The following is a 23,056-nucleotide window of genomic DNA, read 5'->3' on the forward strand; positions in this document are numbered from 1 at the left end:
ATTCCGTGAACCCCATCGCTCTGGCTCTCCTCCTCTCGGCAGGCGTAGCCCTGGCACCCGGCGCCGCCCGCGCCCAGGCCAACGACATGTTCCCGAGCAAGGCCGCTGCGGAACAGCGAGCCAAGGAACTCAAGTGCAGCGGCGCCTTTGCAATGGGCAAGGAATGGATGCCCTGCCAGAACTTTGATGTCTATGAAAAAGCCGTCTCCAAGGAGAAGTGACACCAGCGGTCCCTTTTCTGTCACTGACCATCCCCTCGCAATCTCAATGACCCAGCACTCCACCGGCCCCTTCCAGCAGACCAACCGTTGGGCTCTGCTGGCGGCCCTCGCAGCGGCGACCTTCGCTCCGTTGCTCACCACCTCAGCCGCCGAGGCCCATATGCAGGGCATGTTCAAGACCAAGCAGGAAGCTGAAAAGCGCGCCGCCGAACTCAAATGCAAGGGCGCGTTTGCGATGGGCTCCCTGTGGATGCCTTGCGCCAACATGCAGGATCTGCACAAGGCCATGGATAAGGAGTGAGGCACCACCATCTGTTCCGCAGGCTGCACCGCAGCCTGGTGCCCCTGGCAGCCCTGCCGCTGCTGCTCACAGCGCTCTCCGGCTCGCTCTATGGGGCCCTCTCAGCCCAGGGGATCGAGGCCTTCTGGCTGATCAAGCTGCACACGGGCAACTTCGGTGCCCTCAATCTGCAGCCTTACTACTCCACGGTCCTCGGCGTGCTCACCCTGTTCATCGCCGGCTCTGGGATTGGTTTGTTGCTGGGGCGCCGGAGCGGGAAGAAGCACAGCCCGCCACCCGTCTGATCAGGACGCCAGGCAAGAGGGTATCAACGAGGAATCTGAGCGTGACACGCAACGACCACAAAGGGTTCACCTGCCATAACCCCTTCGGAATGCTTGCAATCAGACTGACTAATCTCCGACCAGAATGTGGCGGATGAGTTTCTGGTCATCAGCCCACTGAGCCGATGGCAGTGAAGGGACCCAACAGCTTTCGTATCTACTGAACAACTGAAAGGGTCGCGTCGTCTGTGCCATCAAAGGCAATTCCCCACTGAGTTTCATAAAAAAGAGTAAGAGCTGCGAACGATGCCTGGGCTATTGCAGGCCCTGCCCTGAATATCCCAACATGTGACGGCGAGCCAGATAGAGGATGATTGCAGGCAAGACAATCCATTGAATGACGGCAAGTGCACTCATGCCTAGAATGGGAACTGCCAGTACCGGCACTCCATAGGCTTTGGAAACATTGACTCGGTAGGTTTCGATCACAAGAGTGACCAGCAGGCCGACACTGGTAAACAGGAGCGTCAGCTTCCAGGTTGGGGTCAGCACCCAGTACCGCGAACGCATCAACGCGCTCACAACCCAACTGCTGAAGAGAATGATGACCCCATCGCCGAAGGCACAGTGGGTCAAGTCAATAACTTTGTCGCCCAGGGATGGACTTGCGTAGAACTCGTAAAAGGGAGACTGCCAAACCTCGTAAACGAAGTTGAGCAGAAAGGCAAAGAGAAACAGATTTGTTTCTGGTGCAGCGAGAATTCGTGCACTTTTCTTGAACATAAGCCTTTGCTCCGCCAATCTATTCATTGAACCCTAAGGTGCATACGACACACTGATACTGCTCCTCTCAGCCATGGCGATGCCGCCAGGGAAGAAAGCCCGGCACAGCCGAAAGATAGGCCCGATAACGATCTCCAAACTCGCGCACAGCCTCCCGCTCCTCTTGCTTTGCCAGACGCAGGTACATCACCACAAGCACTGGATACATCGCCAGGGTAAGCAACGTGGGCCATTGCAGCAGGAATCCTGTCATCACCAGAATGAAGCCCAGGTACTGGGGGTGGCGCAGACGCGCATAGATGCCGGTGGTCGCCAGTTCATGCTTTTGCTGGGCAGCATAAAGTATGTCCCAGCCCCTGGCGATGAGCATGAAGCCGCCACCGATCAACACGAAGCTGGCAAGATGGAAGGGTCCGAAATGTGGATTAATCCGCCAGCCAAACAACGTCTCCAATAGATGCCCCGCGTCATGGGAGAGCCAGTTCACGGATGGATAGCGACTCCCAAGCCAGCCGGAAAGGAGATAAATCGTCAGTGGAAACCCATACATCTCGGCAAACAAGGCCACCAGGAAGGAGCTGAATGCACCAAAGCTGCGCCAGTCACGCGGCGTCTTGGGCTTGAAGAAACTTAAGGCAAATAAGATGAAAACAGCGGCATTCACCACCGCCAGTCCCCAGAGGCCATAGGCCGAGGCATCACTTTGGTTCATCACGGCTTGGGTGTAGGGGTCGATTGCGAGTCCGGCCCCTCCGGGGCGCCGTGATGGCTATGCCCATGGCCGCCATGCATGAAGAGGTGCATCAGCGGGCAGGCCAGGAACACCAGGAAGGGAAGGGCACCAAGGGTGTGCGCTGTGTGCTCTACCAGCAGGTAGAAGGCCGCCACCAGGAGAAAGCCATAGAGCACCCACCGGGACCGGCGACGTGGTGACCAGCTGGAGAGGAAGGTGGGATCAGCCATCGATCTCGCTAAAGGGGACGGACTGGGACGAAAGCACCGATGATCAGGCCGCTCGGTAGCGCCGCAACAACGAAGAGTTGACGATCACCGAGAGCGAACTCAGGGCCATCGCCGCCCCGGCGATCATCGGGTTAAGCCAACCAAAGGCAGCAATCGGGATGCCGATGATGTTGTAGATGAATGCCCAGAAGAGGTTCTGGCGGATCTTGCGCATGGTGGCCCGCGACAGGCCGATGGCGGTCACCACCAGCCGCACGTCGTTGCGGATCAGGATGATGTCACCGGCTTCCTTGGCCACATCCGATCCCGAGCCGATGGCGATGCCGATGTTGGCCGTGGCCAGGGCCGGGGCGTCGTTGACACCATCCCCCACCATCGCCACCACCTGCCCATCTTTCTGCAGGGCCTTGATCGTTCCAGCCTTGTCGGCAGGCCGCACCTCGGCGATCACCTCGGTGATCCCCACCTGGGCGGCAATCGCTTCTGCGGTGGTGCGGTTGTCGCCGCTGAGCATGATCACCCGCACCCCACGGCGCCGCAGCAGTGCCACGGCCTGCTCGGCCTCTGGTCTGACCGTATCGGCCACGGCGATTACCCCAAGGATCTGATCGGCCCGCCCCAGCAACATGGCCGTTTTCCCCTGGGCCTCAAGCTGTGCGAGCTGGCCCTCCTCAAGCTCGGGAAGCTGGGGCAGAAAGCGGCTCGCCAGGGAACGGTTGCCGAACCAGACGACGTCCCCGCCCTCTCTAGCCGTAATGCCCTCACCCACCTGGGCCTCAAACTGCTCCAGCGGCAGCAGCTCCAGATGGCGCGCTGCAACGGCCTCGGCAATCGCCGCCGCCAGGGGATGTTCGGAGCCGTGCTCCAGGGAGCCTGCGAGCTGAAGCACCTCCTGCTCCGAATGGATTGCCTGGGGCTCCAGATCGGTGAGCACCGGCTTGCCCAAGGTGAGCGTGCCGGTCTTGTCGAACACAACGGTGGTGAGCTTCTCGGCCCGCTCCAGCACCTCGCCGCTGCGGATCAAGATGCCCTGCTCGGCGGCCTTGCCCACCCCCACCATCAGGGCGGCGGGCGTGGCGATGCCAAGGGCGCAGGGGCAGGAGATCACCAGCACGGCGATGAAGGCCAGCAGACCACTGCTGAACTGGCCCGCCAACGTCCAGAGAGCGAAGGCAGCGATAGCGATCAGCACCACGGCAGGAACGAACCAGCCGGTGACCTGATCGGCCAGGCGCTGCACGCTGGCGGTGCTGGCCTGGGCCTCTTCCACGATGCGAACGATCTGGGCCAGCGAGGTGTCGGATCCCACCCGGCTGGCCTGAAAACGGAGCAGCCCCCGTCCATTCACGGTGCCGCCGATCAGTTCGGCACCGGCCTGTTTGGCCACCGGCAGGGATTCACCGGTGAGCAAGGATTCGTCCACCGAGGAGCTGCCATCCAGTACCACCCCATCGGCGGGGATCTTCTCGCCCGGGCGCACCAGCACCGTCTCGCCTGTGTCGATGGCATCGGCGGGCACGGTCATCTCCATGCCTTCGCGGATCACCGTGGCCGTGGCGGGCTGAAGATCGAGCAACTTGCGCACGGCGGCTGAGGAGCGTTTTTTGATGATCTCCTCCATGTACTTGCCCATCAGCACGAAGGCGATAACCACCGCCGAGACTTCGAAGTAGACGTCCCGTTCATTGACGCCAACCGGAAGCCAGGTGGGCGCGAAGACCACCACCACGCTGTAGAAGTAGGCAACGGAGGTGCCGAGGGCGATCAGCACGTCCATGTTGAGGGCGCGGCGCTTCAGGGCACCCCAGGCGCCGGTGTAGAATGACCAGCCTCCGATGAACTGCACGGGGGTGGCGAGCGCAAACAGCCACTTCCCCCAGCTCATCCAGGGCAGGGCCGGCAGCGGCACCCATTGCACCAGACTGACACCCGCCGCCAAAGCGATGAACGCACCGGCTCGCAGCAGAGCCAGCGCCAGCACCCCGCCGATCACGAAGCCCACGCGACGGCGCATCACGCGCAGTTCGCGGTCGGGATTTTGGAAGGTCTGCAGGCAGCTCTGGCTGCAGAAGTAGTAGTCGCGGCCGCCGCGCTGGGTGCTGAGGGCTGTGGCCTTGGGAACCACCATGCCGCAGATCGGATCCTTGGCCATGCCTTTGCCGCCGCCGTTCGTGGGCGGCGGGCCGTGACTGCCTGGCGGCATGTGGTGATGGTCGTGGGCGTGGCGGGCTTGCGTCGCGGTCATGTCGGGGTTCCCGTTTATTTCAGGATGAAGTCGCCGGTGCTCAAAGGCTGAAGAGTGCGTCGTATCTGCTGTACTCCGGCTTGCGCAGTCCGTCGGCCGCCAGCATCCGGCGCAGTTCGATGATCTCAGCGCGTTGGGCCACGATCACCTGACGGGAGAAGCGGCGGACGGTGGGATTGGTGCTCTTGGCCAGGGCGTCGTGGGCCATCATCAGCGCCCCACCGTGGTGATTGAGCATGCCCTCAAGGAACCAGGTGACCCGGTTCTCCTTTGTGGGCAGCTCGCCCATCATGCGCATGCCATCGATCTGGGCCTGGCCCATGCGTGTGAGACCGCTGAGGCTGTTCGGATCACCGCCGCTCGTCAGGGCCACGGGATAAACGGGCGCCTGGGGATACCAGGCCTTGCGCCAGAGACCCATGGCCCGGATTTCATTGGCCTGATCGCGCCAGATCGTCTTGCCGAGGGCTCCCACACCGGGCTGGCCGATGCCAAAGACGAACTCACTCATGCGCAGGGCGCCGGTGTGGTGCTGCACCATCCCATCGATGAAGCGCAGGTCGTAGGTGGCGCCGGCGGGACCCACGTCGTGGGCATGGCTGGCATGGGCCGGGGCGGATCCGGCAGGGGCGGACATCCCAGGCATGTCCTTCATTCCTGGCATGCTCTTCATCCCAGGCATGTCCTTCATTCCAGGCATGCCTTGGTGCCCTTCATGGTTCATACCACCGGGCATCTGGGCCAGGGCAGGAGCCACGAGGGTGAGGGCAGAGGCGAGCCCGATCAAGGTGGAGGAGAAGCGGGAGGTGCGCATGGCGGCAGTGTCAGACCACCTCACCGTATGGTCTCCCCTTGACAGGAGAGTCAAGGGCCAAGGCGCAGCAAATCTGCGCTGACTGCAGCCGGCCATCCCTGGCTTGACTCTCCACTCGAGTGGAGGTTCTACGGTTGAGACATCTCCGCATCAGAGGCCATGAACTCGACATCTTTCCGCGGTCATTCGCGGTTCCTGGGCCTGCTGCTGGGGTTCGGCGCTGCTGCTGCCGGTCTCTCAGCGGGCGGGTCGCTCCCGGCACGCGCCAAAGCTCCAGCCCTGATGCCGGTCACCGCATACCGATCCGCGAGCTGCGGTTGCTGCAAAGGCTGGGTGCAGCACATGCGCGCCAATGGCTTCCAGGTGCGCGATCTCGTGGTCGCCGATGTCGGCGTCGTCAAGCGACGCCTGGGGGTTCCCGCTCGACTGGCCTCGTGCCACACCGCCGAAGTGGCTGGTTTTGCCCTTGAGGGGCACGTTCCTGCCGCCGATGTGAAGCGGCTGCTGCAGAAACGGCCGCCCGTGGCGGGACTCGCCCTTCCGGGGATGCCCCTGGGCTCCCCAGGCATGGAATCGGCCTACGGCAAGGAGGCGTTCACGGTGATGGCCTTCACGCGGACCGGAGCCATCAGCAGCTTCTCCCAGCACGCCAAGTGAGAACCCAACCATGACCACTCCCCTTCGGCGCCGGCAGATGCTGGGACTGGGCCTCGCCGGACTGGGCACGGCCGTAGGCGCATCCAGTCTCTGGGATTGGCAGCAGCGCAATGCCTCTCGGAGCCAGCCTGTTGGTGCGGCGCGGCTTGTCTCACGAGGGGGGGCAGCCGATCTGGAACTGGTGGCCCAGGCCACGCGGGGGACCCTTCCGGGTGGCCCCGCCGAGCTGCTCACCTACAACGGCCGCTTATCCGGTCCGCTGCTGGAGGTAAGGGCAGGCGATCGGGTGCGGCTGCGCCTGCGCAATGAACTCAACCAACCCACCAACCTGCACTTCCATGGGCTCCACATCCCCCCCACCGGAGCGGGCGACAACGTCTTCCTGAGCGTGCCGCCCGGTGGCTCCAGCACCTATACCTTCACGATCGCCAAGGACCATCCGGCCGGGCTGTTCTATCTCCACCCCCACCGGCACGGCCTCTCGGCCGATCAGGTGTTCGGCGGTCTCGGCAGTGCCCTGTTGGTGCGAGGCGATCTCGACGGGATTCCGGAAGTGGCGGCGGCCAGCGAAACCGTGCTGGTGCTAAAGGATTTCGCCAGTGCTTCCGGCCAGGAAACCGCCATGGGCATGGGGCGCATGCTCGGCCGGGAAGGCCCCCTGCTGACGGTGAACGGGGAGCTCAATCCCGGCCTGGCGATCCCCAGCGGCGGTCTGCTGCGGCTCCGTTTGCTGAATGCTTCCAATGCCCGCATCTACCGCCTCGCCCTGGAAGGGCACCGGATGGTGCTGATCGCCACCGATGGCGGCGCGATCGCCACGCCTGAGTCCCTCGACGAACTGCTGCTGGCCCCTGGCGAGCGGGCGGATGTGCTGGTGCAAGGGAACCAGACCCCCGGCACCTATCGGTTGCTCAATATGCCCTACCAGCGCAGTGGCCACATGGGCATGACCGCCGCTGAGGAGGGTCCCCGAACCCTGGCCATCCTCAACTACGCCGGATCAGTGGCGACGCTGCCACTCCCAAAAACCCTGATTCCCGTGCCGGCCCTGCCGCAGCCAGAGCGCACGCGCCGCTTCTCCCTGGCCCATGCCATGGGGATGGGAATGGGCGGCATGCAACACGGCATGGGGGGCATGGGCGCCGGGGGCATGGGCTTCGTGATCAATGGCCAGTCCTTCGATCCCGATCGCATTGATACCCGTGTTGCCCTCGGGAGCACGGAAGACTGGTTGATCGTCAATGACGACGTGATGGATCACCCCTTCCATCTGCACATCAATCCCTTCCAGGTGATCAGCCGTGATGGCCGCCCTGAAGCCCAGCGCCGCTGGAAGGACACCGTGCTGGTAAGAGCGGGCGAGGAGGTGGGCCTTCGGGTGAGCTTCCGGGATTTTCCGGGCCGCACCGTCTACCACTGCCACAACCTCGACCACGAGGATCTGGGGCTGATGGGGGTACTGCAGATCGAATAGCGGATGGTCTGACTCAGCTCAAGATGATCACCCCCATAGTTGCCAAAGACACAGGACTCGAACCCATCCGTTCATGCGCCACTTCCTGTCTCTCACGCTGGCCTGCTGCTGGCTGGTAGCTCCGGGGATGGCGGCTGAATTGGAGGCGTGTCGGATCCTGCTGGATCAACGCAATACCCTGGCGGAGCAGGCCATGAAGGCCGAAATCGCTTTGGTTCGAACCATCCGTGAGCGGATCTGCCCGGTCCTCAGCCAGCAGGTCGATGGGGCCAATGCAAACGATCGCAACGAGCTGACCATCGACTATCAGGCTCTGCTCGACTGCCGCCACAAGGCGGAAGAACAGCTGCTGCGCAGCCAGCGGGTTCTCTACGTCAACCGCCAGCGGTTCAAGTTCTACACAACGGCTGGAGCCAAGCTGGCCCGGCAAGCCGATGAGCTGATGCAGCCGTTGCGGGATCGGGAGTGTCCCCAGCTGCGTTGATTAACAGCCTGCGGCCACCTGGTGCCGCCTAGGCCCTTGACCCTGAAGTGACTACAGGCTGTTTGCTGGGGTCTGGATGACAGGACCATGGCGGAAACTTGCTGCAATAGCGAAAACGGCGGGCAGACGGCTGGAGCAAGTACGGCGCCGCAGCCGGTCGTCGGTACGGAAGTGCTGTTCAGGATCAGCGCGATGGATTGCGCCACGGAGGAAGGCGAGATCCGCCATGCCCTCGCTGGTGTCGACGGCATCCGCGGCCTGAGGTTCCTGCTGGCCGAGCGCGTTCTAGCGATCGATGCCGAAGCGGCCGCGCTGAGCTCCGCCCTTGATGCGATCCGCCGTTTGGGGTTCAGCCCGGAGCCGATCAGCCCCGATCAGCGGCCGTCCGCCGACCAGACCCGCGCCGAACGGCGCCGTGAACGGCTCCGCCTGGCGGGCTCCCTGGCGCTGGCGATCACAGCGGAATTGATGCATCTGGTCGTTCCCGCCTACCCGGGCCATGAACTGCTGGAGATCGGGATCGCCATCGCCGCGATCGCCCTGGCGGGCTTCTCCGTGTTTCGCAAGGGCCTCGCGGCCCTGCGCCAAGGCCGACTGAACATCAATGCGCTGATGAGCGTGGCGGTCACGGGCGCCTTCCTGATCGGCCGCTTCCCGGAAGCCGCCATGGTTATGGCGCTCTATGCCGTGGCCGAGGCGATTGAAGCGCGGGCGGTGGAGCGGGCCCGCCAGGCGATCACCAGCCTGATGGCCCTGGCCCCCGATGAGGCGGAGATCCGCCAGAGCGATGGCCGCTGGCAACGCGTGTCCGCCAGTGCTGTGGCCATCGGCGATGTGGTGCGTGTCCGCCCAGGGGAACGGCTGCCGCTCGATGGCACGGTGCTCAGCGGCGAGAGTGCGATCAACCAGGCCCCGATCACCGGCGAAAGCCTGCCGGTGGACAAAGGCCCAGGTGATGCGGTGTTTGCGGGCACGATCAACCAGGGCGGCGCCCTCCAGATCCAGGTGACGGCGCCTGCTTCGCTCAGCACCCTGGCGCGCATCATCCAGGCCGTGGAAGAAGCCCAGGCCTCCCGCGCCCCGATCCAGCGCTTCGTCGATCGCTTTGCGGCCCGCTACACCCCGGCGGTGTTCGTGGTGGCCCTTGCCGTTGCCCTGCTGGCGCCGCCCTTGCTGGGGTTCACCCCACTCCAGGCGATCTACAAGGCCCTGGTGCTGCTGGTGATCGCCTGCCCCTGCGCGCTGGTGATCGCCACCCCGGTCACGGTGGTGAGCGGCCTGGCCACCGCCGCCCGTCGCGGCATCATCATCAAAGGCGGCCTGTATATCGAGGAGGCCCGCAAGATCAAGGTGCTGGCGCTCGATAAGACCGGCACGATCACCCTCGGGCAACCCAAGTTGGTGGCTTTCTCCCCTTGGCAAAAAGGGGCAGACGCTGGCGCTCTACAACAGCTGGCCAGCAGCCTGGCGGAGCGCTCCGACCATCCCGTGTCGCGGGCCATGGCCGCAGGCCTCGATGGCGAGCGGCTGGCCGTGGAGGCCTTCGAGGCCCTGCCGGGGCGCGGGGTGCGCGGCCTGATCGCGGGGCGGCCGTTGATGCTGGCGAACCACCGCTGGATCGAGGAGCTGGGGCTCTGCTCCAGCGAACTGGAAGCAACGATGGAGGTCCACGAGCGCCAGGGCCGCTCGCTCAGCCTGCTGGCGGATGACAGCGGCGTGCTCGCCCTGATCGCCGTCGCCGACACCGTGCGGCCCAGCTCCGCGGCCGCCATGTCCGCCCTGCGGGCCCTCGGCGTCACTCCGGTGATGCTCACCGGCGACAACGCAGCCACCGCCATTGCGATCGCAGCCGTGGCCGGCATCGATGAGGTGAAGAGCAACCTGCTGCCCCAGGACAAGCTGGAAGCAGTAGCCGATCTGCAAGCCCGCTATGGATTCGCGGCCATGGCTGGCGATGGCATCAACGATGCGCCGGCCCTGGCCCAGGCGGACATCGGCTTTGCGATGGGGGCCGCAGGCACCCACATCGCCATCGAAGCCGCTGATGTGGTGATCATGAACGACGATCTGATGCGGGTACCGGAAACGATCGTCCTCTCTCGCCGCACCTTCCGAATCCTGCGCCAGAACATTGCGCTGGCGCTGGGAATCAAGGGCCTTTTCCTGGTGCTAACCGTGGCCGGAAATGCCACGATGTGGATGGCGGTGTTTGCGGACATGGGCACCAGCCTGATTGTGATCGCCAATGGACTTCGCCTGCTCCGCACCCCCACGCTTGGCAAGATCAGGGGCTGAGTGTGGTCAGAAACGATCAGATCTGAGCCTTGTCGATGCGAGCCGATCGGTTCAATTCCATGAGGATGGCGCAGGTCTTCACCTCATCAGGTTGCGGACAAAGCCCTCTGAGGTTCCGCAACTGATGCTGAAGCTGGCGCAGCTCATCTACCCGCGCATCGACCTCGGCCGTCTTCTCGTCCAGCAATGCGTTCACTGTCCGGCAGCTCCCGGCTGGTGCGTCCCGCGCCTCAATCAGGATGCGCACCTCCTCCAGGCTCATATCCAGGCTTCGGCAGTAGCGGATGAAGCGCAACTGCTCCACATGCCGCGGCGAATAGAGGCGGTAGTTGCCATCGGTGCGCTGCGGCACCGGCAGTAAGTGCTCGCGTTCGTAATAGCGGATGGTTTCGATCTTCACCCCGGTGGACCGTGCCAACTCGCCGATCTGCATGGATTCATCCCTTTGGGTTGGCAAGTCGAGCGGGCAAAACTCCATGCCACAACGCTAGACCCTTGACCCTGAAGCTACTTCAGGCTTTTCAATGGCGGTATCTCCAACCTTCTCTCAGCCTGTGAGCAGCGCGACGCGAACCAAACCGCTCTCCAGCCGTCGGGCCGGCAAGGAGTCAGGCCGGTCCTGGGTGCGCCTCACCATGGCCGTGCTCGCCACGATCGGCCTGATCGACACCGGCTCGATCACCGCCAAGCGCTGGGGTTGGATCGGCAGCAGCCAACTGATCTTTCGCGGAGTGATGACAGTCCTTCTTGTTGGTCTGCTGGGGCTGGGCTGGGCAGCATCGGCGGACCAGCCTTTCGCTCAAAGCGGACGGGCGGCTCCAGCTGTCATCAGCGCCAGTTCGCCGGCCAAGATTGCCCTGGCGGAGCATCTGAGCAGCGTCGGCGCCCGGGTGTTCACGGCGTACTGGTGCCCCCACTGCCATGACCAGAAGGAGGCCTTCGGCAAGGAGGCAGCCGCCAAGCTCCTAGTGATCGAATGCGCGGAGGACGGCGCCAACAGCCAGGCGCAGCTGTGCAAGCAGCAGGGGGTTCAGGGCTATCCCAGCTGGCAGATCAAGGGCGTCGTGGATTCGGGCGTCAAGCCACTGAATACCCTCGCTGATCTCAGTGGCTACACAGGTCCTCGCGACTTCTGAGCTGGCGGTGATCCCTTCCCCAGGGTGGGCTCATGCCAGCCATGCCCAAGCAGGATCGCAGCCACCCTCGCCTTACCCTCCAACTTCGCTGGCGTCGCTTCATGCCTGATGCACCGCTCGGCACCGCCGCTCGCAACGACGCGCAGGCCGTGGAGGTGCCCGCCGGACTCGGCACCCTGCGCACCTTCCTGCGGGTTCTCGGTCCCGGGTACCTGGTGGCCGTGGGCTACATGGATCCGGGCAACTGGGCCACCGACCTGGCGGCCGGCTCCCAGTTTGGCTACCGCCTGCTGTGGGTGATCGGTCTCTCCAGCCTGATGGCGATGCTGCTCCAATCGCTCTGCTGCCGGCTAGGCATCGCCACGCGACTCGATCTGGCCCAGGCCTGCAGCCAGCTGCTGCCGCGGTTCTGCCGCATTCCCCTTTGGCTGCTGGCCGAGGTGGGCATCATTGCCTGCGACCTGGCCGAGCTGGTGGGCAGCGCCATCGCCCTGCAGCTGCTCTTTGGCCTCCCCTTGCTCTGGGGGGTGGGGCTCACGGCCGCCGACACCCTTCTGCTGCTGGCGCTGCAGCGCTTCGGGATCCGCAGGCTGGAGGCCCTGGTGATCGCCCTGGTGGCTCTGGTGGGCGGTTGCTTCGCGGTGGAGATGCTGCTGCTCCAGCCCGACTGGGGCCAGGTGGGCCAGGGCTTTCTTCCCCAGTCAGCGAGCCTCAGGGACGGGCAGCAGCTGTTTCTGGCCGCCGGCATTCTCGGCGCCACGGTGATGCCCCACAACCTTTACCTGCACTCCTCGCTGGTGCAATCCCGCCGCTGGGACGGCGGCCAGGGGACACAGCGCAGGGCCCTGGCTTTCAGCACCTGGGACACGCTGATCGCCCTCAGCCTGGCCTTTCTGATCAATGTCTCGATCCTGGTGCTGGCCGCCGGCAGCTTCTACGGACGGCTACCGCAGCCGGTCACGGACCTGAGCGAGGCCTACCGGCTGCTGACGCCGATGCTGGGCACCTCGCTCGCCAGCGTGCTGTTCGGGGTGGCCCTGCTGGCGGCTGGCCAGAGCTCGACGCTCACCGCCACCATGGCCGGCCAGATCGTGATGGAGGGGTTCCTGCAGATCCGGCTGCCGGACTGGAAACGGCGGCTGCTCACCCGAGGCCTCGCCCTGATCCCGGCGATGGCCACGGTGATCCTGTTCGGGGAACGGGCCACCACCAATCTGCTGGTGCTGAGCCAGGTGGTGCTGTCGCTGCAGTTGCCCTTCGCGGTGATCCCGCTGGTGTGGTTCTGCGGGCGACGCGGCCTGATGGGCGAGCTGCGGGCGCCGCTTTGGCAGCAGGCCATGGGCTGGCTCTGCGCCAGTGTGATTGTGATGATCAACCTCTCCTTGCTCAGCGCGGTGCTGCGGGGCGGCTGAACTGTTGACAGCAGCTTCTGCGTCGGCCCATGACGAGCAAAAACCACTGGGAGACGATCTACACCACCAAGGCCCCTGAGTCGTTGAGCTGGTATCAAGCCCATGCCGATGACTCACTCCGGCTGCTTCAGGCAGCCGGCCTACCACTGGATGCGGCGATCATTGATGTGGGCGGCGGGGCCTCCACGCTTGTGGATGACCTCCTGAACCTTGGCTATCAACGGATCACGGTTCTGGACCTTTCCGGCGCGGCACTGGCCGTGTCCAGAGAGCGGCTTGGCGCACGCGCCGCTGCGGGGCAGTGGCTGGAGGCCGACATCCTCACGGCCACCCTGCCCGCCCATGCCTATGACGTCTGGCATGACAGGGCGGTGTTTCATTTCCTCACCAGCCCGGCCGATCAGCAGGCCTATGTCCGGGCCGTACTGCAGGCGCTCAAGCCTGGTGGCACTCTGCTCCTGGCAACCTTTGCAGAAGATGGCCCCACCACTTGCAGTGGCTTGCCTGTGGTGCGGTACAGCCCTGAGAGGCTCCAGGAAACCTTGGGAACTGCATTTTTTTTGCTCGGCTATGAGCAGTTCAGCCATCGCACACCAGGCGGCGCGGAGCAACACTTTCTGTCCTGTCGATTCCAGCGGACTTCCCCATAGTTTTGTAATGGAGCCCGTCCGGTTGCTGTGGTACTCCTGATGACCACCCAGACGCGAGAACAGCGCCGCGGCTGGCTGTCGGGCCTGCTTGCTGCCGCCCTGTTCGGCTCCAGCGCTCCGCTGATCGGCAGCTTCAGCCACGGGGCTTCTCCCGTGCTCGTGGCGGGTCTGCTCTATGCCGGTGCGGCGTTGGTGCTGTTGCCCCTGGCCTTGGCCGAGGCCCCGACCAGCCGCCACGCTCCGATCCAGCAGGGTGATCTCCCCCTGCTGGGGCTGATCACCCTGCTGGGCGGCATCGCCGGTCCGATCGCCCTGGTCAAGGGCTTGGCGCTGCTCACCCCGGGGGCCTCGGCGTTGCTGCTCAACCTTGAGGCGGTATTCACGGTGCTAATCGCTGTGGGGGTGGGGAAGGAGCATCTCGGCCGGGAAGGCTGGGCGGCGGCCGCGCTCACGCTCAGCGGCGCCTTGGTGCTCTCGGCGGGTCCCCTGGGCGGCAGCCAGTGGCAGGGCGTGCTGTGGATTGCCATGGCCTGCCTGTGCTGGGGCATCGACAACAACCTCTCCCAGCGCCTCAGCCTGCGCAACCCCCTGCAGATCTCCGCCGCCAAGGCCCTCGGGGCTGCCGTGCCGATGCTGGCCGTGGCCAATCTGCAAGGGCATGCCATTCCGTTCGCCTGGATGAGTGCCGCCCTGCTTGGCATCGGCAGCCTGGGCTATGGCGTCTCGATCTGGCTCGACATGGTGGCCCTGGCCGCTCTGGGGGCCGCCAGGGAAGCCGTGGTCTTCTCTACCGCTCCCTTCCTTGGCACTCTGGTGGCGGTGGCTCTGCTGGGTTCACCTCTCAGTCCATCGCTGCTGCTGGCGGCGGTCGCCATGGCGCTCAGCACAGGCTTGTTGCTGCGATCCAGCCACGGCCACTGGCACCGCCATGCCGAACTCGATCACCAGCACCGCCACTTCCATGCCCCTGTAGAAGGCGATGCGCACCACCTTCATCCCCACCGACCGGAGGATCTCGCTGACCTCGAGCCAGGCCAACCCTTCTGGCACAGCCATCGGCACCGCCATGACCCGCTGGTCCACGAGCACCCCCACGTCAGCGACGTGCACCACCGCCATCAGCACTGAGCCGTCCGCTCTGCCTACGCCTCAGATCCTGATCAATGGCCAGATCTGGGCTGATCAGCTCCAGCCGTTGATTGGTGCGCTCCCAGCGAGTCGGGCGAAAGTACAGCACCTGGCCGCCCTGGATCAGCCAACCCTCCTTGGGGGTGAGCGGTGGACGCCGGCTGGCAGCAGCTGTCATGCCACTTCCGGCGCCCAGCCCCGCTGACGGGTCATATCCTCCGTCCAGCCCTGGCAGCGGCTGGTGAGGTGCTCGCCATGGGCGATCAGCCCCTGGTGCAGCTGGCAGGTGAGCACCGGGATGCAGTTCACCCCGGCGTGGTGCCTAAACCAATGGCAGGTCATGCAGACCTTGCGGCTGCGGGTCTTGAGCAGCACGCCCTCATCGAGGTAAGGCCACTCCTCGATAGGGGTATCAAGCCGGGCATTCAGCGCTGCGGGTCGGGGGAGAGAGGCACCCATGAATCATGGCCAATGCGTACGCTTGTACTAGCACGTTTGGGGGGGCTTTGCTGCCTTCCCCTTGCGCCCTCGATACGGTGCGCTCAGCGGATAAGGGCCGATGTTGCGCGAACTTGTTCTGGCCATCGGCATCCCCCTAGTCCTGCTGCTGCTGGCGGTGCTGGCGATGGAGGAGTGGCGTGATCAGCTGCCGGCCTGGCTGCAGCGGTTGGCCGAGCGTCCGTCCTGGCTCTGGAACACCGGCATCGGGCTGATCATCGGCCTGTCGCTGCTGCGCTGGTTGCTGCAGCGCTGAGGCTCAGGCCACTAGTTGCTGGTGTTGCACAAGGAAGGCCTCAATCCATTCGTGATGCCGGCGCTGGCAGATCCGATCAGCAATTGAGAGTGCATCTGGCGGCACCTGAAAGCGCTTGCGGAAGGCCTTGGTGAGACCTTCTAGTGCCGGGCGTGGCAAGGAGCGAATGGTGCTGTGTAGCTGGTGAATCGTGCCTGGATCAAGCGGATCAAGGCTTGGGTCTACCTCTGGCTGCGCAGGGGATTGGAGCTGGCGCCCAGGCACCACTTCTGCTGGCCTGCTGCTGGGGTTGGCGCTTGGCACCGGCCTAGGTGCTGCAGAGCTGGTGACCTCACGCTGCTGCTTGTCGTAGAGCGCCAGACCAAACGGATTGCCAAAGGTCATCAGAGCTCTCTTCATGGCATCGGTTTCGGCTTCCTTGAGGGCTGATTCATGGGCCTGGCCCAGATCGACGTCGATGCCATGGCCGGCGCCGCTGCCTTCCCGGATCACCTCCCCAACGCGGATGCGCACCCTGGCTGTGTATGTGACACCCCAGCCGGCACGGTTGCTGCTGCCCAGGGTGCGTTCCCGCTCAGAGACGCACTGCACGGCAATGGTTTCGCGTTGCCAGCCGTCAAAGCCAAAGATGCGGTTGGCCTCGGCAATCGCTTGCCACCCCTCCAGGTAGGCCAGGGAGCGGCCGGCCTGGCTGCGGGTTTGGACCTTGGCGCGATCGAGTGGAGCGGAAAGGGCAGCGATCTGCTCGGGAGAGAAGACAGCGGTGGACATGGGAATACTGCGAGGTGAGAGGTGATTTGGGTGGGAGGGGTATGGGCCCGCCACTGCAACAGACCCATATCGAGGGGGCTCTGCCCCCTCAGTGGATGCGCCAGGAGCGGCGGTTGAGCAGCTGAGCGCCGGTGATCTGGTGGCCGGCTTTGAGGGCTTCCTTGATGGCGTTCTTGTCCGGCTTGCTGGTGGTGGAGAAAGTGAGCCACTCGGCATCGAGGGCCTGCTCGTCGTCGATCACCACGGCCTGGGACTTGCGGCTGCTGAGCTCGTGATCGGGAAAGGAGAAACGCGTAGCCGCTGGCTGCAGCTGGGTGAGGACAAAGATCAGCGATTCCTCCAAGGCATCAGCCCGGCCTGAATCACTACGGGCAAGATCGGCAAGCCGCTTGGCCTGCTGCTGCCGGTAGGCGGCCTGGCCGCGCAGGTGCTCGATCACCCAGCAGGTGGCATCTGCCTTAGCGGAGAGGGCAGCTTTATTGCCTTCTTCTGCCAGCAGGGCGGCCTCCAGCTCAGCCAAGGCCAGAGCGCGCTGCTCGGGATCATCAGCTTCCAGCTGCTCGGCTAGCTGGCCGATAGCGGTGGTGAGCTCCTGGGCCTCGCTGCCCAGCTGCCAAAGGGAACCGGATCGCTGCAAGGAGCAGACAGGGCCTGCCACTGGAGGAGCCGAATCGACGACAGGAATGGCGGCGGGAATGGGAGTGAGAACAGGCATGACGGTGAAAGCGGACGAATAGGAAACGGGACGTGCAGGCAGGCGCCACAGAGGCCAGAAAGCTTCTGCTGCGAAATCAGCTGAGAGCGATGGCAGCAACAGGAACAGCGCACCGCCCGCCAGCTGGGCTGACCTCGACCACAGCAATCGGGACAGGTGAGCGGCAAGCCATGCGGCGGGCTTCTCTGACCAGCGAGGCCGTGCCGGCACCACCGGGGAAGGCGACTACCAGCACTGAGGGGAGGCAGCCAGGAGAGCTGTGAGCAACAGCGCGAGCAACGGCCTGCTCAAGCAGCTCGCGATTACGAATCGGACCAGCGGCCCGGCCGTGGAGCTGCCACTGGGCCGGCATCACCAGAGCTGACCAGCCCAGCTGCTGGGCAGCGCGGCCAATGGCAGCATCAGCGCCGCGGGCGCCGCCGTGGAGGAGCAGATGCACCAGCCGGCCTCTACTACGAGCAAGCAGCTCAGCGGCAACCCGCTGCTGGGGCCAGGCCAGATCACGACCGCCTCCGGCCGCGATCACAAGCGAATGGAACGGAGCCACTGCGGGCCCACAAGGAATACAAAGATCCATGATTCAGCTGCCAGAGGTGACAACCAATCGGGGCAACACGCCGCAAAAAGAAAAGCGGCAGTGCTGGCGAGATCAGGGAATTGGATTACCGCAGGCGATGGGCTTGGGGCCTTTGGTGCAGCCCTTATTCTAGCAGTACAACTGCACTTATAGACCGGTAGAACCACTGCATGGCAATCGATCTGCGCAGAGCAAGCCCATGCCCAGCAGCCTCGGCTGACTAAGAATTAAGACCACCAGATCCGCTCAAAATTGACCAGTGCCCGCGCAGCCGCGCGAGCAAAGCTGGGGGCTCACCACATCCAGCCACTGGCAGCTGGCCGCTAAGCCACCGCAGCCGCGGGAGAGATGCCGGGCCCAATTACACCAACACAGGCCAACCGAGGGCGGCGGCGGCTGTCTGACGTCAGCCACAGCTCAGCTGTGGCAAGTTCACGGCAGCCGCCGGCGACCGCAGCACTGCTGTGTTCTCTAGCGCTAGCTCCATGCTTTTGAACGCTGCTGGGCTAGCCCCTGAGCAGAACTCCCCTGCCCTGCGTTCAATCTTTCTGCTCTTGTGCTGCTGTCGGATTAAATGCAGTGAGCTTGGCCACTGGACTTCTGCTGTCACTGAGCACCCGCAGGCCTGGAACTTGCTCACTGAGTCCCTTGAGCAAACGGTCGATTGCGCCTTGTGTTCGCGGTGCACCGCTGCCCCTCAGCTCGCGGCTAATTAGCTCCACGCCCACTTCAACAGCTTGTTCTGCATTGGCTGGCTGGCTCCAGCAGAAGATCATCCGGATGGGTTCTTCTGCATTAGTGACATCGTCGGCCACGAGCTGCCAGCGGCTGCTCTTAACAACTTCTGCCCCCAGCTGCAGCAGCGCCTGGCCTAGAGCACTCGAAAGGTCCGCAGCCGTTGCCTTTGCGAGACCAGCTGGCAGCGCAAGGGTAAGGGTGTAGCGGGCCATGGATGCAAGCAGTGCAAACCCACTCTCCCAGCTGCCGAGCTCAGGAGCGCCGCTCCACCTTCGTCAGCGCCGCACCGCCCAGTAGTGCCAGCAGCAGGTTGAGGGTGGAATCAAAACCCATCTGCAATTTCTCAAGCGTGCCGGGACATACCTGACCAACTGGCCGGCCCGCCAATGCCCGCTGACCGCAGACCCCAGCAGCAAGGGAATAGATCAAAAGCTGAGTGCAGATCACTACCGCCAGGGTCTTAAAGACAAAGCGCTCACGATCAAACGGTGGCCGCGGTGGCGGCAGTGGTGTCAGCAGCTGCGGTGCTTCTGTCATGGCCTGCTGCTCAGGGATGGCAGGTGAGCAGCCAGCCGGTGCCATTGCCATCGGCTTCCCAACGGGGCTGCCAGTTCTTCCAGCTGTAGTGCTGGCCTGCGCCGTTGGTGTTGGCGGTGTAACCACCAGCGACTAGATCAGCCTCTCCGTTGGGGTCGTTGTGAATGGCAACCGCCTCGGTGAAACCGATCACCACACTCCAATGGCCCCCACCTGATGGAGCAGATACAGAACCGTGATGCAGCCAGCCCACGGCTACTGGCCGCCCCAGGTTGATCTGCTGCTCCAAAGCTGCTCGATCTCCATTGGTCGCGAAGTTCGCTGTCAGCCCCAGTGAGCGCAGCGCTGAGAGCTGGGCTTCTGCACTTGTGCTGTCGCCGTACGTGGCGCGGATGACGTTGTATTCATCGTCGGAGCCGACCTTGCCCCAGTAGCGGGCGAGCATGGCGCAGCTACTGGAGAAGCACTCCCGGTAGCCGGTGCCTGAGGCGTTGTCGTTCTGGTTTTCCCAGGCCACCGGTAAGGGATTGGTATGGGCCGGCGCTGGGGAAGTCGAGGAGAAGGTCTGGCGCCAGGGTGCGGCCTCGGTGAGGATCGCTGGGTCTGCAGCAATGACGGCGAGCCGCAACTGCTCGATGCCCTCGAGTTGCTGTGGCTCTGCCTTCCAGGCGTTCCAAAACTGCTGCCAGCGCTCAGCTGTGAATGGTGCCTGGGCGGCAGGAAAGGTTGTGGTCATGGCAGCAGGGCAGTCCTTTGCTGTTGCCGCCCCGCCACTCCACCTCTTTCAGCTCAGACTGTGGAGCAGGTCGGATAGGTCGGTTGATGTGCCTCATGCCTGAGAGTCACGAGCTCTACTGCCAGCTGACGCGCAATCTCGACGACGAGAAGCTGCTGGCGCTCGATGCCCACTACAGGGAGAAGTGTGGCAACTCTGTGGAATGGGAGCTGCACGGCATCGTGATGAATGAGATCCACCAGCGCCGCAAGTTCAGGCGACACAAACTGGAGCGCTCTCTCTGGCTCGCAAGCCGCCGCGGACGGCTCACAGAAGCGATCAAGCGCTGGCTGATCAGCCGCCGGCTCTGGAGTTCGGCCACTCGCGAGCGCAAACGCCCGCGCTCTTTCATCGGCCAGGTGCTGGTGCTGGTTTTCGAGAGCTACCAGAGCAGCAGACGACTAGCGATCGAAACACTTCCAGGCCGGCAGACCCCGCTGGAGCAACTCTGAGGAGAGGCGAGAACGGTTTGCGCCGCTGGGGCCAGGTGGTCGGCAATAGCCCCTGACCTCCCCGGGGCGCTGCCCCCTATGCCATGGGCCTCACCTTGATCGAGGCAGCTAAATACGAAAACCGACTTGAGCATCTAGCTGTGCTCAAGACGTTTTCAGAGGGCGAACTGCTCGCCCAGCTGCCGTTCATGAATATTGCCGGCAGCGGTCTGTTCTATTCCGCTGAACAGGAGCTGCCATCTGTTGGCTTCCGCGCTGTCAACGAGGGCTACACCCAGAGCTATGGCGTGGTGGACCAGCGCGCAGAAGCGGTGCACCTCTTTGGTGGTGACGTGGATGTGGACCGCTCGATTGTTGACCTGATGGGCCCTGAGGCCCGTGCCAGCCAGATCGAGATGAAGGTGCGCTCCATGCGGCTCACCTTGGAAGCAACAGTGATCAATGGCGATAGCAGCGCCAACCCCAGGGCATTTGACGGCCTCAGTAAGCGCCTGCAGCCAGGCGATGCGATGGCAATCGACAACGCAGGTAGTGGGAGTGGCAGCACTGCTCCTGGTGCACCGCTTGATTTCGATCGCCTCGATGAGTTGATCGATTCGGTGAATGCCTATGGCGGCAGCAAGGTGCTGGTGATGAGCAAGGCGATGCGCCGTCAGCTCAATGCCCTGGCCCGCGCTTCCATTGGTGGTGGGGTGTATCAAACCAGCACCAACTCCTTTGGCATGACGGTGCACCGCTATCAGGACTGCGAGCTCGTCACGGTTGACCGCGATGCCCAGGGCATTGAGGTGATGGGTTACGACGAGGCGGGCGGCACCAGCTCGATCTACTGCTGCACCTTTGGTGATCAAGGCGTCACCGGTTTGCAGGGCCCCTTCCAGGGTCGCTATGGCATTTCGGTGCGGGACCTGGGCGAGGTGCCTGATGCCCCGGTGTTTCGCACCCGCGTCGATTGGTACGTGGGCTTTGCCGTGCTGCAAAGCCGCGCTGCTGGCCGCCTCTTCAACATCACACCTGCTAACTGAGCCATGAACGGCAATCCCTTGCTTGATGCGGAGACCACCCTGGTGGGCTGGACCAACCGCAGCGCCATACGCAACTTGGAGCGCACCTTCCTCTCTGGAGAAGAGGTGCTGCTTACAACCAAGCTCGATGCAGCGTCACGCTTTTCGGTAGTAGCAAGTAATCCAGGCTCTGCTGCTGCAGTTGAAATTCAGGTGTCCTTTGCGCCTGTGCTGCGTGATGGCACAACCGGTAGCTGGGTGGTTGCAGCCACCGTTGCACTACCAGCAGAAGGCGGGCGGGTGGAGGCGTTCATCAGTGGACGTGACATCCAGCTCAATGCTGCTGATTTAGCCGATGTGGACCTGCCAGCGGTTTGCTTTGCCAAAGCTGAGGTGAGCCCCGAGACCCCAGAGGGGATGCACGTGGGACTTACCGCCACCATTCCTGCTTGATGGTGACTCCTGTGCGCCATGACCTAAGTGATCCAGCCATTCCTGAGGGGATGGTGCGGATCAGTGCTGGAGCAGAGCACCGCTTTATTTGGCCAGTGCACCTAGGCGGCTGGCAAAGCCTGGGCTGGCAGCTGCAAGAAGCTGCAGCAGATCTACCGAATGCACCTACTCCCGGCGCGGATCTGCCAGACGCACCTATCGGTGCGACACCAGAAGAGCTGTTGCCTGGCGTCATCCCAACCGATCTGATCGCCTTGGAGCCAGAAGAAGTAGCTCAGCCATTGCCTGCTGTTGAACCAGCAGCAGTGCCAGAAGCGGACTGGGAACCAGAGCCCGAACCAGCAGCTGAGCCTAAGCCAGATGCAGCCCCTGCGCCAGTAGCAGCGCCTGATTATCAGGCCATGACCAAGGCGCAGATCCTTGAGCACTGCTCCAGCGTCTATTGCGTCGAGCTCGATGGCAGCCAAACCAAAGCAGAGCTGGTGGAGCAGGCCACTGCACTGGCACAACAACCTGAGCAGCCGCTGCCAGATCTGCTGCTGGATGACCCCCTGATTTAACGAGGATCAGCAGATGACCATTGCCATCCGCACCAGCGTTGCGATCAGCAGTGGTGGCATCAGCGCGCAGCTGATCCGCCTGCTGCCACCTGCTGGCTGTCCTGGTGAGGCCGTGTGGGTGCCGCCCAATGAGGTGCAGCGCTGGGAGCAGCTGGGGTTTGGCCGTGCGCCAATCCCAGCTGCGGAATTGGAGCTGAGCTGGCAGCCCGCTGGCCCGGAGTCGGGCGGGCTGATCCCGATTGAGATGCTGCTCAACCCACGCCACACGCCACCCAATTCGGTGACGGTGGACTGGGGTGATGGGGTGACGGAGACCCTGCCCTGGCCAGTTGGCGGCGATGGCAATGGCCGGCTGCGCCATGGCTACATCAGCCGCAGGGACTACACGATCACAGCAGAGCTAAGCGGCAGCGGTGTTACGGCAACGCTGCTGGTGAGCCTGGCGGGCTGTCCGATCTGGCAGCCCGAGGTCACGCCACCTCCCGATGGCGGTGGTGGTGGCACAGCGCCTGGCTCTGTGCTGCCCTTGATCCCTGGCGCTGGCCTAAGTGGCGCTGCCTACGACGGCAGCACAACCCAGCAGTGGAGCCTGACGCGATGGAGTGGCGGTAGCAGTGCTGGTGGTGTGCCAGCCAGCGATGGCTCGAGCTCCCTATTCCTTTGCGCTGATGGCACCTGGGCCATGCCGTCAGGCGGCGGTACGCGCTGGTTTAACGGTGCTGGACCACCGCCGCTGACGATCAGTGATGCTAATCCAGGTGACTACTACCTGGACAACCTCAGCGGCAACTTCTATGTGCTGGAGGGTTGATCGGCAATAGCGAGCAGGTCGCACCGCTAGGTGCGCTACGCAAATTCGCACCGCTTGGTGCGCGCGGCAACGTTGCAGCTGAT

Annotated in this window: 31 protein-coding genes; 17 read left to right on the top strand and 14 right to left on the bottom strand. The window is 63.8% G+C overall.

Annotated elements, in window-relative coordinates:
• Window positions 1-5 precede the first annotated feature (5 nt).
• Genes KBY83_RS02470 through KBY83_RS02480 form a run of 3 tightly spaced genes read left to right on the top strand, consistent with a single transcriptional unit; the run spans window position 6 to window position 806 of the window.
• Complete coding sequence (locus KBY83_RS02470) at window positions 6-221, top strand: DUF3721 domain-containing protein (protein WP_255018167.1); 216 nt, start codon at window positions 6-8, stop codon at window positions 219-221.
• Between the two features lie 46 nt (window positions 222-267).
• Window positions 268-522, top strand: a complete 255-nt coding sequence (locus tag KBY83_RS02475; RefSeq protein ID WP_255018168.1) for a DUF3721 domain-containing protein — start codon at window positions 268-270, stop codon at window positions 520-522.
• Window positions 519-806: a hypothetical protein gene (locus tag KBY83_RS02480; protein ID WP_255018169.1), complete on the top strand. Its 288-nt coding sequence runs from the start codon at window positions 519-521 to the stop codon at window positions 804-806. The genes KBY83_RS02475 and KBY83_RS02480 overlap by 4 nt, the downstream gene beginning before the upstream one ends.
• Before the next feature lie 294 nt (window positions 807-1,100).
• Here the strand turns inward: KBY83_RS02480 and KBY83_RS02485 are convergent, their stop codons facing one another.
• The 5 genes from KBY83_RS02485 to KBY83_RS02505 all read right to left on the bottom strand — a co-directional run bounded on the left by KBY83_RS02485 (window position 1,101) and on the right by KBY83_RS02505 (window position 5,590).
• On the bottom strand, window positions 1,101-1,568 hold the full coding sequence (locus KBY83_RS02485) for a hypothetical protein (RefSeq protein ID WP_255018170.1): 468 nt from the start codon (window positions 1,566-1,568) through the stop codon (window positions 1,101-1,103).
• A gap of 67 nt (window positions 1,569-1,635) precedes the next feature.
• Entirely contained in the window at window positions 1,636-2,280 is a 645-nt protein-coding gene (locus KBY83_RS02490; RefSeq protein WP_255018172.1) for an isoprenylcysteine carboxylmethyltransferase family protein, read from the bottom strand.
• Window positions 2,280-2,531 (bottom strand): DUF2933 domain-containing protein, encoded by a 252-nt coding sequence (locus KBY83_RS02495; RefSeq protein ID WP_255018173.1) that lies wholly within the window; start codon window positions 2,529-2,531, stop codon window positions 2,280-2,282. Before KBY83_RS02495 ends, KBY83_RS02490 begins: the two co-directional genes overlap by 1 nt.
• Window positions 2,532-2,574: 43 nt before the next feature.
• The gene (locus KBY83_RS02500; RefSeq protein WP_255018174.1) at window positions 2,575-4,776 is read right to left on the bottom strand and encodes a heavy metal translocating P-type ATPase; all 2,202 of its coding nucleotides are present in this window, start codon (window positions 4,774-4,776) and stop codon (window positions 2,575-2,577) included.
• Between the two features lie 40 nt (window positions 4,777-4,816).
• Window positions 4,817-5,590, bottom strand: a complete 774-nt coding sequence (locus KBY83_RS02505; protein ID WP_255018175.1) for a DUF305 domain-containing protein — start codon at window positions 5,588-5,590, stop codon at window positions 4,817-4,819.
• A gap of 159 nt (window positions 5,591-5,749) precedes the next feature.
• Here KBY83_RS02505 and KBY83_RS02510 point away from each other — a divergent pair, with 159 nt between their 5' ends.
• The 4 genes from KBY83_RS02510 to KBY83_RS02525 all read left to right on the top strand — a co-directional run bounded on the left by KBY83_RS02510 (window position 5,750) and on the right by KBY83_RS02525 (window position 10,500).
• On the top strand, window positions 5,750-6,247 hold the full coding sequence (locus KBY83_RS02510) for a DUF411 domain-containing protein (RefSeq protein WP_255018176.1): 498 nt from the start codon (window positions 5,750-5,752) through the stop codon (window positions 6,245-6,247).
• 10 nt (window positions 6,248-6,257) lie between these two features.
• A complete protein-coding gene (locus tag KBY83_RS02515) occupies window positions 6,258-7,721 on the top strand; it encodes a multicopper oxidase family protein (RefSeq protein WP_255018177.1) in 1,464 nt (487 codons plus the stop codon).
• 73 nt (window positions 7,722-7,794) lie between these two features.
• The gene (locus tag KBY83_RS02520) at window positions 7,795-8,205 is read left to right on the top strand and encodes a hypothetical protein (protein ID WP_255018178.1); all 411 of its coding nucleotides are present in this window, start codon (window positions 7,795-7,797) and stop codon (window positions 8,203-8,205) included.
• Between the two features lie 87 nt (window positions 8,206-8,292).
• Complete coding sequence (locus KBY83_RS02525) at window positions 8,293-10,500, top strand: cation-translocating P-type ATPase (protein ID WP_255018179.1); 2,208 nt, start codon at window positions 8,293-8,295, stop codon at window positions 10,498-10,500.
• 16 nt (window positions 10,501-10,516) lie between these two features.
• Here the strand turns inward: KBY83_RS02525 and cadR are convergent, their stop codons facing one another.
• Window positions 10,517-10,933, bottom strand: coding sequence for a Cd(II)/Pb(II)-responsive transcriptional regulator (gene cadR, locus KBY83_RS02530; RefSeq protein ID WP_255018180.1), 417 nt, complete (start codon window positions 10,931-10,933; stop codon window positions 10,517-10,519).
• Between the two features lie 121 nt (window positions 10,934-11,054).
• Between cadR and KBY83_RS02535 the strand changes: the two genes are divergently transcribed.
• From KBY83_RS02535 to KBY83_RS02550, 4 genes are read left to right on the top strand one after another with little or no spacing between them, the layout of a single operon-like run.
• Window positions 11,055-11,636: a hypothetical protein gene (locus KBY83_RS02535; protein ID WP_255018181.1), complete on the top strand. Its 582-nt coding sequence runs from the start codon at window positions 11,055-11,057 to the stop codon at window positions 11,634-11,636.
• A gap of 41 nt (window positions 11,637-11,677) precedes the next feature.
• On the top strand, window positions 11,678-13,048 hold the full coding sequence (locus KBY83_RS02540) for an Nramp family divalent metal transporter (RefSeq protein WP_255018182.1): 1,371 nt from the start codon (window positions 11,678-11,680) through the stop codon (window positions 13,046-13,048).
• Between the two features lie 29 nt (window positions 13,049-13,077).
• Window positions 13,078-13,698 (top strand): class I SAM-dependent methyltransferase, encoded by a 621-nt coding sequence (locus tag KBY83_RS02545; protein WP_255018183.1) that lies wholly within the window; start codon window positions 13,078-13,080, stop codon window positions 13,696-13,698.
• Between the two features lie 39 nt (window positions 13,699-13,737).
• Window positions 13,738-14,826, top strand: coding sequence for a DMT family transporter (locus KBY83_RS02550; RefSeq protein WP_255018184.1), 1,089 nt, complete (start codon window positions 13,738-13,740; stop codon window positions 14,824-14,826).
• Here the strand turns inward: KBY83_RS02550 and KBY83_RS02555 are convergent.
• Window positions 14,795-15,004, bottom strand: coding sequence for a hypothetical protein (locus KBY83_RS02555; protein WP_254929450.1), 210 nt, complete (start codon window positions 15,002-15,004; stop codon window positions 14,795-14,797). The two genes, KBY83_RS02550 and KBY83_RS02555, sit on opposite strands and share 32 nt — an antisense overlap.
• Window positions 15,001-15,285: a galactose oxidase gene (locus tag KBY83_RS02560; protein WP_255018185.1), complete on the bottom strand. Its 285-nt coding sequence runs from the start codon at window positions 15,283-15,285 to the stop codon at window positions 15,001-15,003. The genes KBY83_RS02555 and KBY83_RS02560 overlap by 4 nt, the downstream gene beginning before the upstream one ends.
• Window positions 15,286-15,385: 100 nt before the next feature.
• Between KBY83_RS02560 and KBY83_RS02565 the strand changes: the two genes are divergently transcribed.
• Window positions 15,386-15,580, top strand: a complete 195-nt coding sequence (locus tag KBY83_RS02565) for a hypothetical protein (protein WP_255018186.1) — start codon at window positions 15,386-15,388, stop codon at window positions 15,578-15,580.
• Between the two features lie 3 nt (window positions 15,581-15,583).
• On the opposite strand, the gene KBY83_RS02570 is transcribed toward KBY83_RS02565, so the two are convergent.
• From KBY83_RS02570 to KBY83_RS02595, 6 genes are all read right to left on the bottom strand, one after another.
• Entirely contained in the window at window positions 15,584-16,351 is a 768-nt protein-coding gene (locus KBY83_RS02570) for an RAD52 family DNA repair protein (RefSeq protein WP_255018187.1), read from the bottom strand.
• Window positions 16,352-16,439: 88 nt separating this feature from the next.
• The gene (locus tag KBY83_RS02575; protein ID WP_255018188.1) at window positions 16,440-17,066 is read right to left on the bottom strand and encodes a siphovirus Gp157 family protein; all 627 of its coding nucleotides are present in this window, start codon (window positions 17,064-17,066) and stop codon (window positions 16,440-16,442) included.
• Between the two features lie 76 nt (window positions 17,067-17,142).
• Window positions 17,143-17,613 (bottom strand): DUF2493 domain-containing protein, encoded by a 471-nt coding sequence (locus tag KBY83_RS02580; protein ID WP_255018189.1) that lies wholly within the window; start codon window positions 17,611-17,613, stop codon window positions 17,143-17,145.
• A gap of 569 nt (window positions 17,614-18,182) precedes the next feature.
• Complete coding sequence (locus KBY83_RS02585; protein ID WP_255018191.1) at window positions 18,183-18,593, bottom strand: hypothetical protein; 411 nt, start codon at window positions 18,591-18,593, stop codon at window positions 18,183-18,185.
• Between the two features lie 40 nt (window positions 18,594-18,633).
• On the bottom strand, window positions 18,634-18,918 hold the full coding sequence (locus KBY83_RS02590) for a hypothetical protein (RefSeq protein WP_255018192.1): 285 nt from the start codon (window positions 18,916-18,918) through the stop codon (window positions 18,634-18,636).
• Between the two features lie 10 nt (window positions 18,919-18,928).
• Window positions 18,929-19,654 carry a C39 family peptidase gene (locus KBY83_RS02595; RefSeq protein WP_255018193.1) on the bottom strand — a complete coding sequence of 242 codons (726 nt, stop codon included), beginning with the start codon at window positions 19,652-19,654 and terminating at the stop codon, window positions 18,929-18,931.
• A 95-nt stretch (window positions 19,655-19,749) separates the two neighbouring features.
• Between KBY83_RS02595 and KBY83_RS02600 the strand changes: the two genes are divergently transcribed.
• From KBY83_RS02600 to KBY83_RS02620, 5 genes are all read left to right on the top strand, one after another.
• On the top strand, window positions 19,750-20,145 hold the full coding sequence (locus KBY83_RS02600) for a hypothetical protein (protein WP_255018194.1): 396 nt from the start codon (window positions 19,750-19,752) through the stop codon (window positions 20,143-20,145).
• 83 nt (window positions 20,146-20,228) lie between these two features.
• Entirely contained in the window at window positions 20,229-21,170 is a 942-nt protein-coding gene (locus tag KBY83_RS02605) for a major capsid protein (protein ID WP_255018195.1), read from the top strand.
• Between the two features lie 3 nt (window positions 21,171-21,173).
• Window positions 21,174-21,602 carry a hypothetical protein gene (locus KBY83_RS02610; RefSeq protein ID WP_254993316.1) on the top strand — a complete coding sequence of 143 codons (429 nt, stop codon included), beginning with the start codon at window positions 21,174-21,176 and terminating at the stop codon, window positions 21,600-21,602.
• Complete coding sequence (locus tag KBY83_RS02615) at window positions 21,602-22,162, top strand: hypothetical protein (RefSeq protein WP_255018197.1); 561 nt, start codon at window positions 21,602-21,604, stop codon at window positions 22,160-22,162. Before KBY83_RS02610 ends, KBY83_RS02615 begins: the two co-directional genes overlap by 1 nt.
• A 13-nt stretch (window positions 22,163-22,175) precedes the next feature.
• Window positions 22,176-22,973: a hypothetical protein gene (locus KBY83_RS02620; RefSeq protein ID WP_255018198.1), complete on the top strand. Its 798-nt coding sequence runs from the start codon at window positions 22,176-22,178 to the stop codon at window positions 22,971-22,973.
• The last annotated feature ends 83 nt before the right edge of the window (window positions 22,974-23,056 follow it).

The sequence above is a fragment of the Cyanobium sp. WKJ7-Wakatipu genome (assembly GCF_024345355.1).
Classification (GTDB): Bacteria; Cyanobacteriota; Cyanobacteriia; order PCC-6307; family Cyanobiaceae; genus Cyanobium_A; species Cyanobium_A usitatum.

Excerpts from the sequence above, each read along its gene's own strand:
- KBY83_RS02475 (WP_255018168.1), top strand. The coding sequence starts at position 268 with ATGACCCAGCACTCCACCGGCCCCTTCCAGCAGACCAACCGTTGGGCT.
- KBY83_RS02485 (WP_255018170.1), bottom strand. The coding sequence starts at position 1,568 with ATGTTCAAGAAAAGTGCACGAATTCTCGCTGCACCAGAAACAAATCTG.
- KBY83_RS02490 (WP_255018172.1), bottom strand. The coding sequence starts at position 2,280 with ATGAACCAAAGTGATGCCTCGGCCTATGGCCTCTGGGGACTGGCGGTG.
- KBY83_RS02495 (WP_255018173.1), bottom strand. The coding sequence starts at position 2,531 with ATGGCTGATCCCACCTTCCTCTCCAGCTGGTCACCACGTCGCCGGTCC.
- KBY83_RS02500 (WP_255018174.1), bottom strand. The coding sequence starts at position 4,776 with ATGACCGCGACGCAAGCCCGCCACGCCCACGACCATCACCACATGCCG.
- KBY83_RS02505 (WP_255018175.1), bottom strand. The coding sequence starts at position 5,590 with ATGCGCACCTCCCGCTTCTCCTCCACCTTGATCGGGCTCGCCTCTGCC.
- KBY83_RS02510 (WP_255018176.1), top strand. The coding sequence starts at position 5,750 with ATGAACTCGACATCTTTCCGCGGTCATTCGCGGTTCCTGGGCCTGCTG.
- KBY83_RS02515 (WP_255018177.1), top strand. The coding sequence starts at position 6,258 with ATGACCACTCCCCTTCGGCGCCGGCAGATGCTGGGACTGGGCCTCGCC.
- KBY83_RS02520 (WP_255018178.1), top strand. The coding sequence starts at position 7,795 with ATGCGCCACTTCCTGTCTCTCACGCTGGCCTGCTGCTGGCTGGTAGCT.
- KBY83_RS02525 (WP_255018179.1), top strand. The coding sequence starts at position 8,293 with ATGGCGGAAACTTGCTGCAATAGCGAAAACGGCGGGCAGACGGCTGGA.
- cadR (WP_255018180.1), bottom strand. The coding sequence starts at position 10,933 with ATGCAGATCGGCGAGTTGGCACGGTCCACCGGGGTGAAGATCGAAACC.
- KBY83_RS02540 (WP_255018182.1), top strand. The coding sequence starts at position 11,678 with ATGCCCAAGCAGGATCGCAGCCACCCTCGCCTTACCCTCCAACTTCGC.
- KBY83_RS02545 (WP_255018183.1), top strand. The coding sequence starts at position 13,078 with ATGACGAGCAAAAACCACTGGGAGACGATCTACACCACCAAGGCCCCT.
- KBY83_RS02550 (WP_255018184.1), top strand. The coding sequence starts at position 13,738 with ATGACCACCCAGACGCGAGAACAGCGCCGCGGCTGGCTGTCGGGCCTG.
- KBY83_RS02555 (WP_254929450.1), bottom strand. The coding sequence starts at position 15,004 with ATGACAGCTGCTGCCAGCCGGCGTCCACCGCTCACCCCCAAGGAGGGT.
- KBY83_RS02560 (WP_255018185.1), bottom strand. The coding sequence starts at position 15,285 with ATGGGTGCCTCTCTCCCCCGACCCGCAGCGCTGAATGCCCGGCTTGAT.
- KBY83_RS02565 (WP_255018186.1), top strand. The coding sequence starts at position 15,386 with ATGTTGCGCGAACTTGTTCTGGCCATCGGCATCCCCCTAGTCCTGCTG.
- KBY83_RS02570 (WP_255018187.1), bottom strand. The coding sequence starts at position 16,351 with ATGTCCACCGCTGTCTTCTCTCCCGAGCAGATCGCTGCCCTTTCCGCT.
- KBY83_RS02575 (WP_255018188.1), bottom strand. The coding sequence starts at position 17,066 with ATGCCTGTTCTCACTCCCATTCCCGCCGCCATTCCTGTCGTCGATTCG.
- KBY83_RS02585 (WP_255018191.1), bottom strand. The coding sequence starts at position 18,593 with ATGGCCCGCTACACCCTTACCCTTGCGCTGCCAGCTGGTCTCGCAAAG.
- KBY83_RS02590 (WP_255018192.1), bottom strand. The coding sequence starts at position 18,918 with ATGACAGAAGCACCGCAGCTGCTGACACCACTGCCGCCACCGCGGCCA.
- KBY83_RS02595 (WP_255018193.1), bottom strand. The coding sequence starts at position 19,654 with ATGACCACAACCTTTCCTGCCGCCCAGGCACCATTCACAGCTGAGCGC.
- KBY83_RS02600 (WP_255018194.1), top strand. The coding sequence starts at position 19,750 with ATGCCTGAGAGTCACGAGCTCTACTGCCAGCTGACGCGCAATCTCGAC.
- KBY83_RS02605 (WP_255018195.1), top strand. The coding sequence starts at position 20,229 with ATGGGCCTCACCTTGATCGAGGCAGCTAAATACGAAAACCGACTTGAG.
- KBY83_RS02610 (WP_254993316.1), top strand. The coding sequence starts at position 21,174 with ATGAACGGCAATCCCTTGCTTGATGCGGAGACCACCCTGGTGGGCTGG.
- KBY83_RS02615 (WP_255018197.1), top strand. The coding sequence starts at position 21,602 with ATGGTGACTCCTGTGCGCCATGACCTAAGTGATCCAGCCATTCCTGAG.
- KBY83_RS02620 (WP_255018198.1), top strand. The coding sequence starts at position 22,176 with ATGACCATTGCCATCCGCACCAGCGTTGCGATCAGCAGTGGTGGCATC.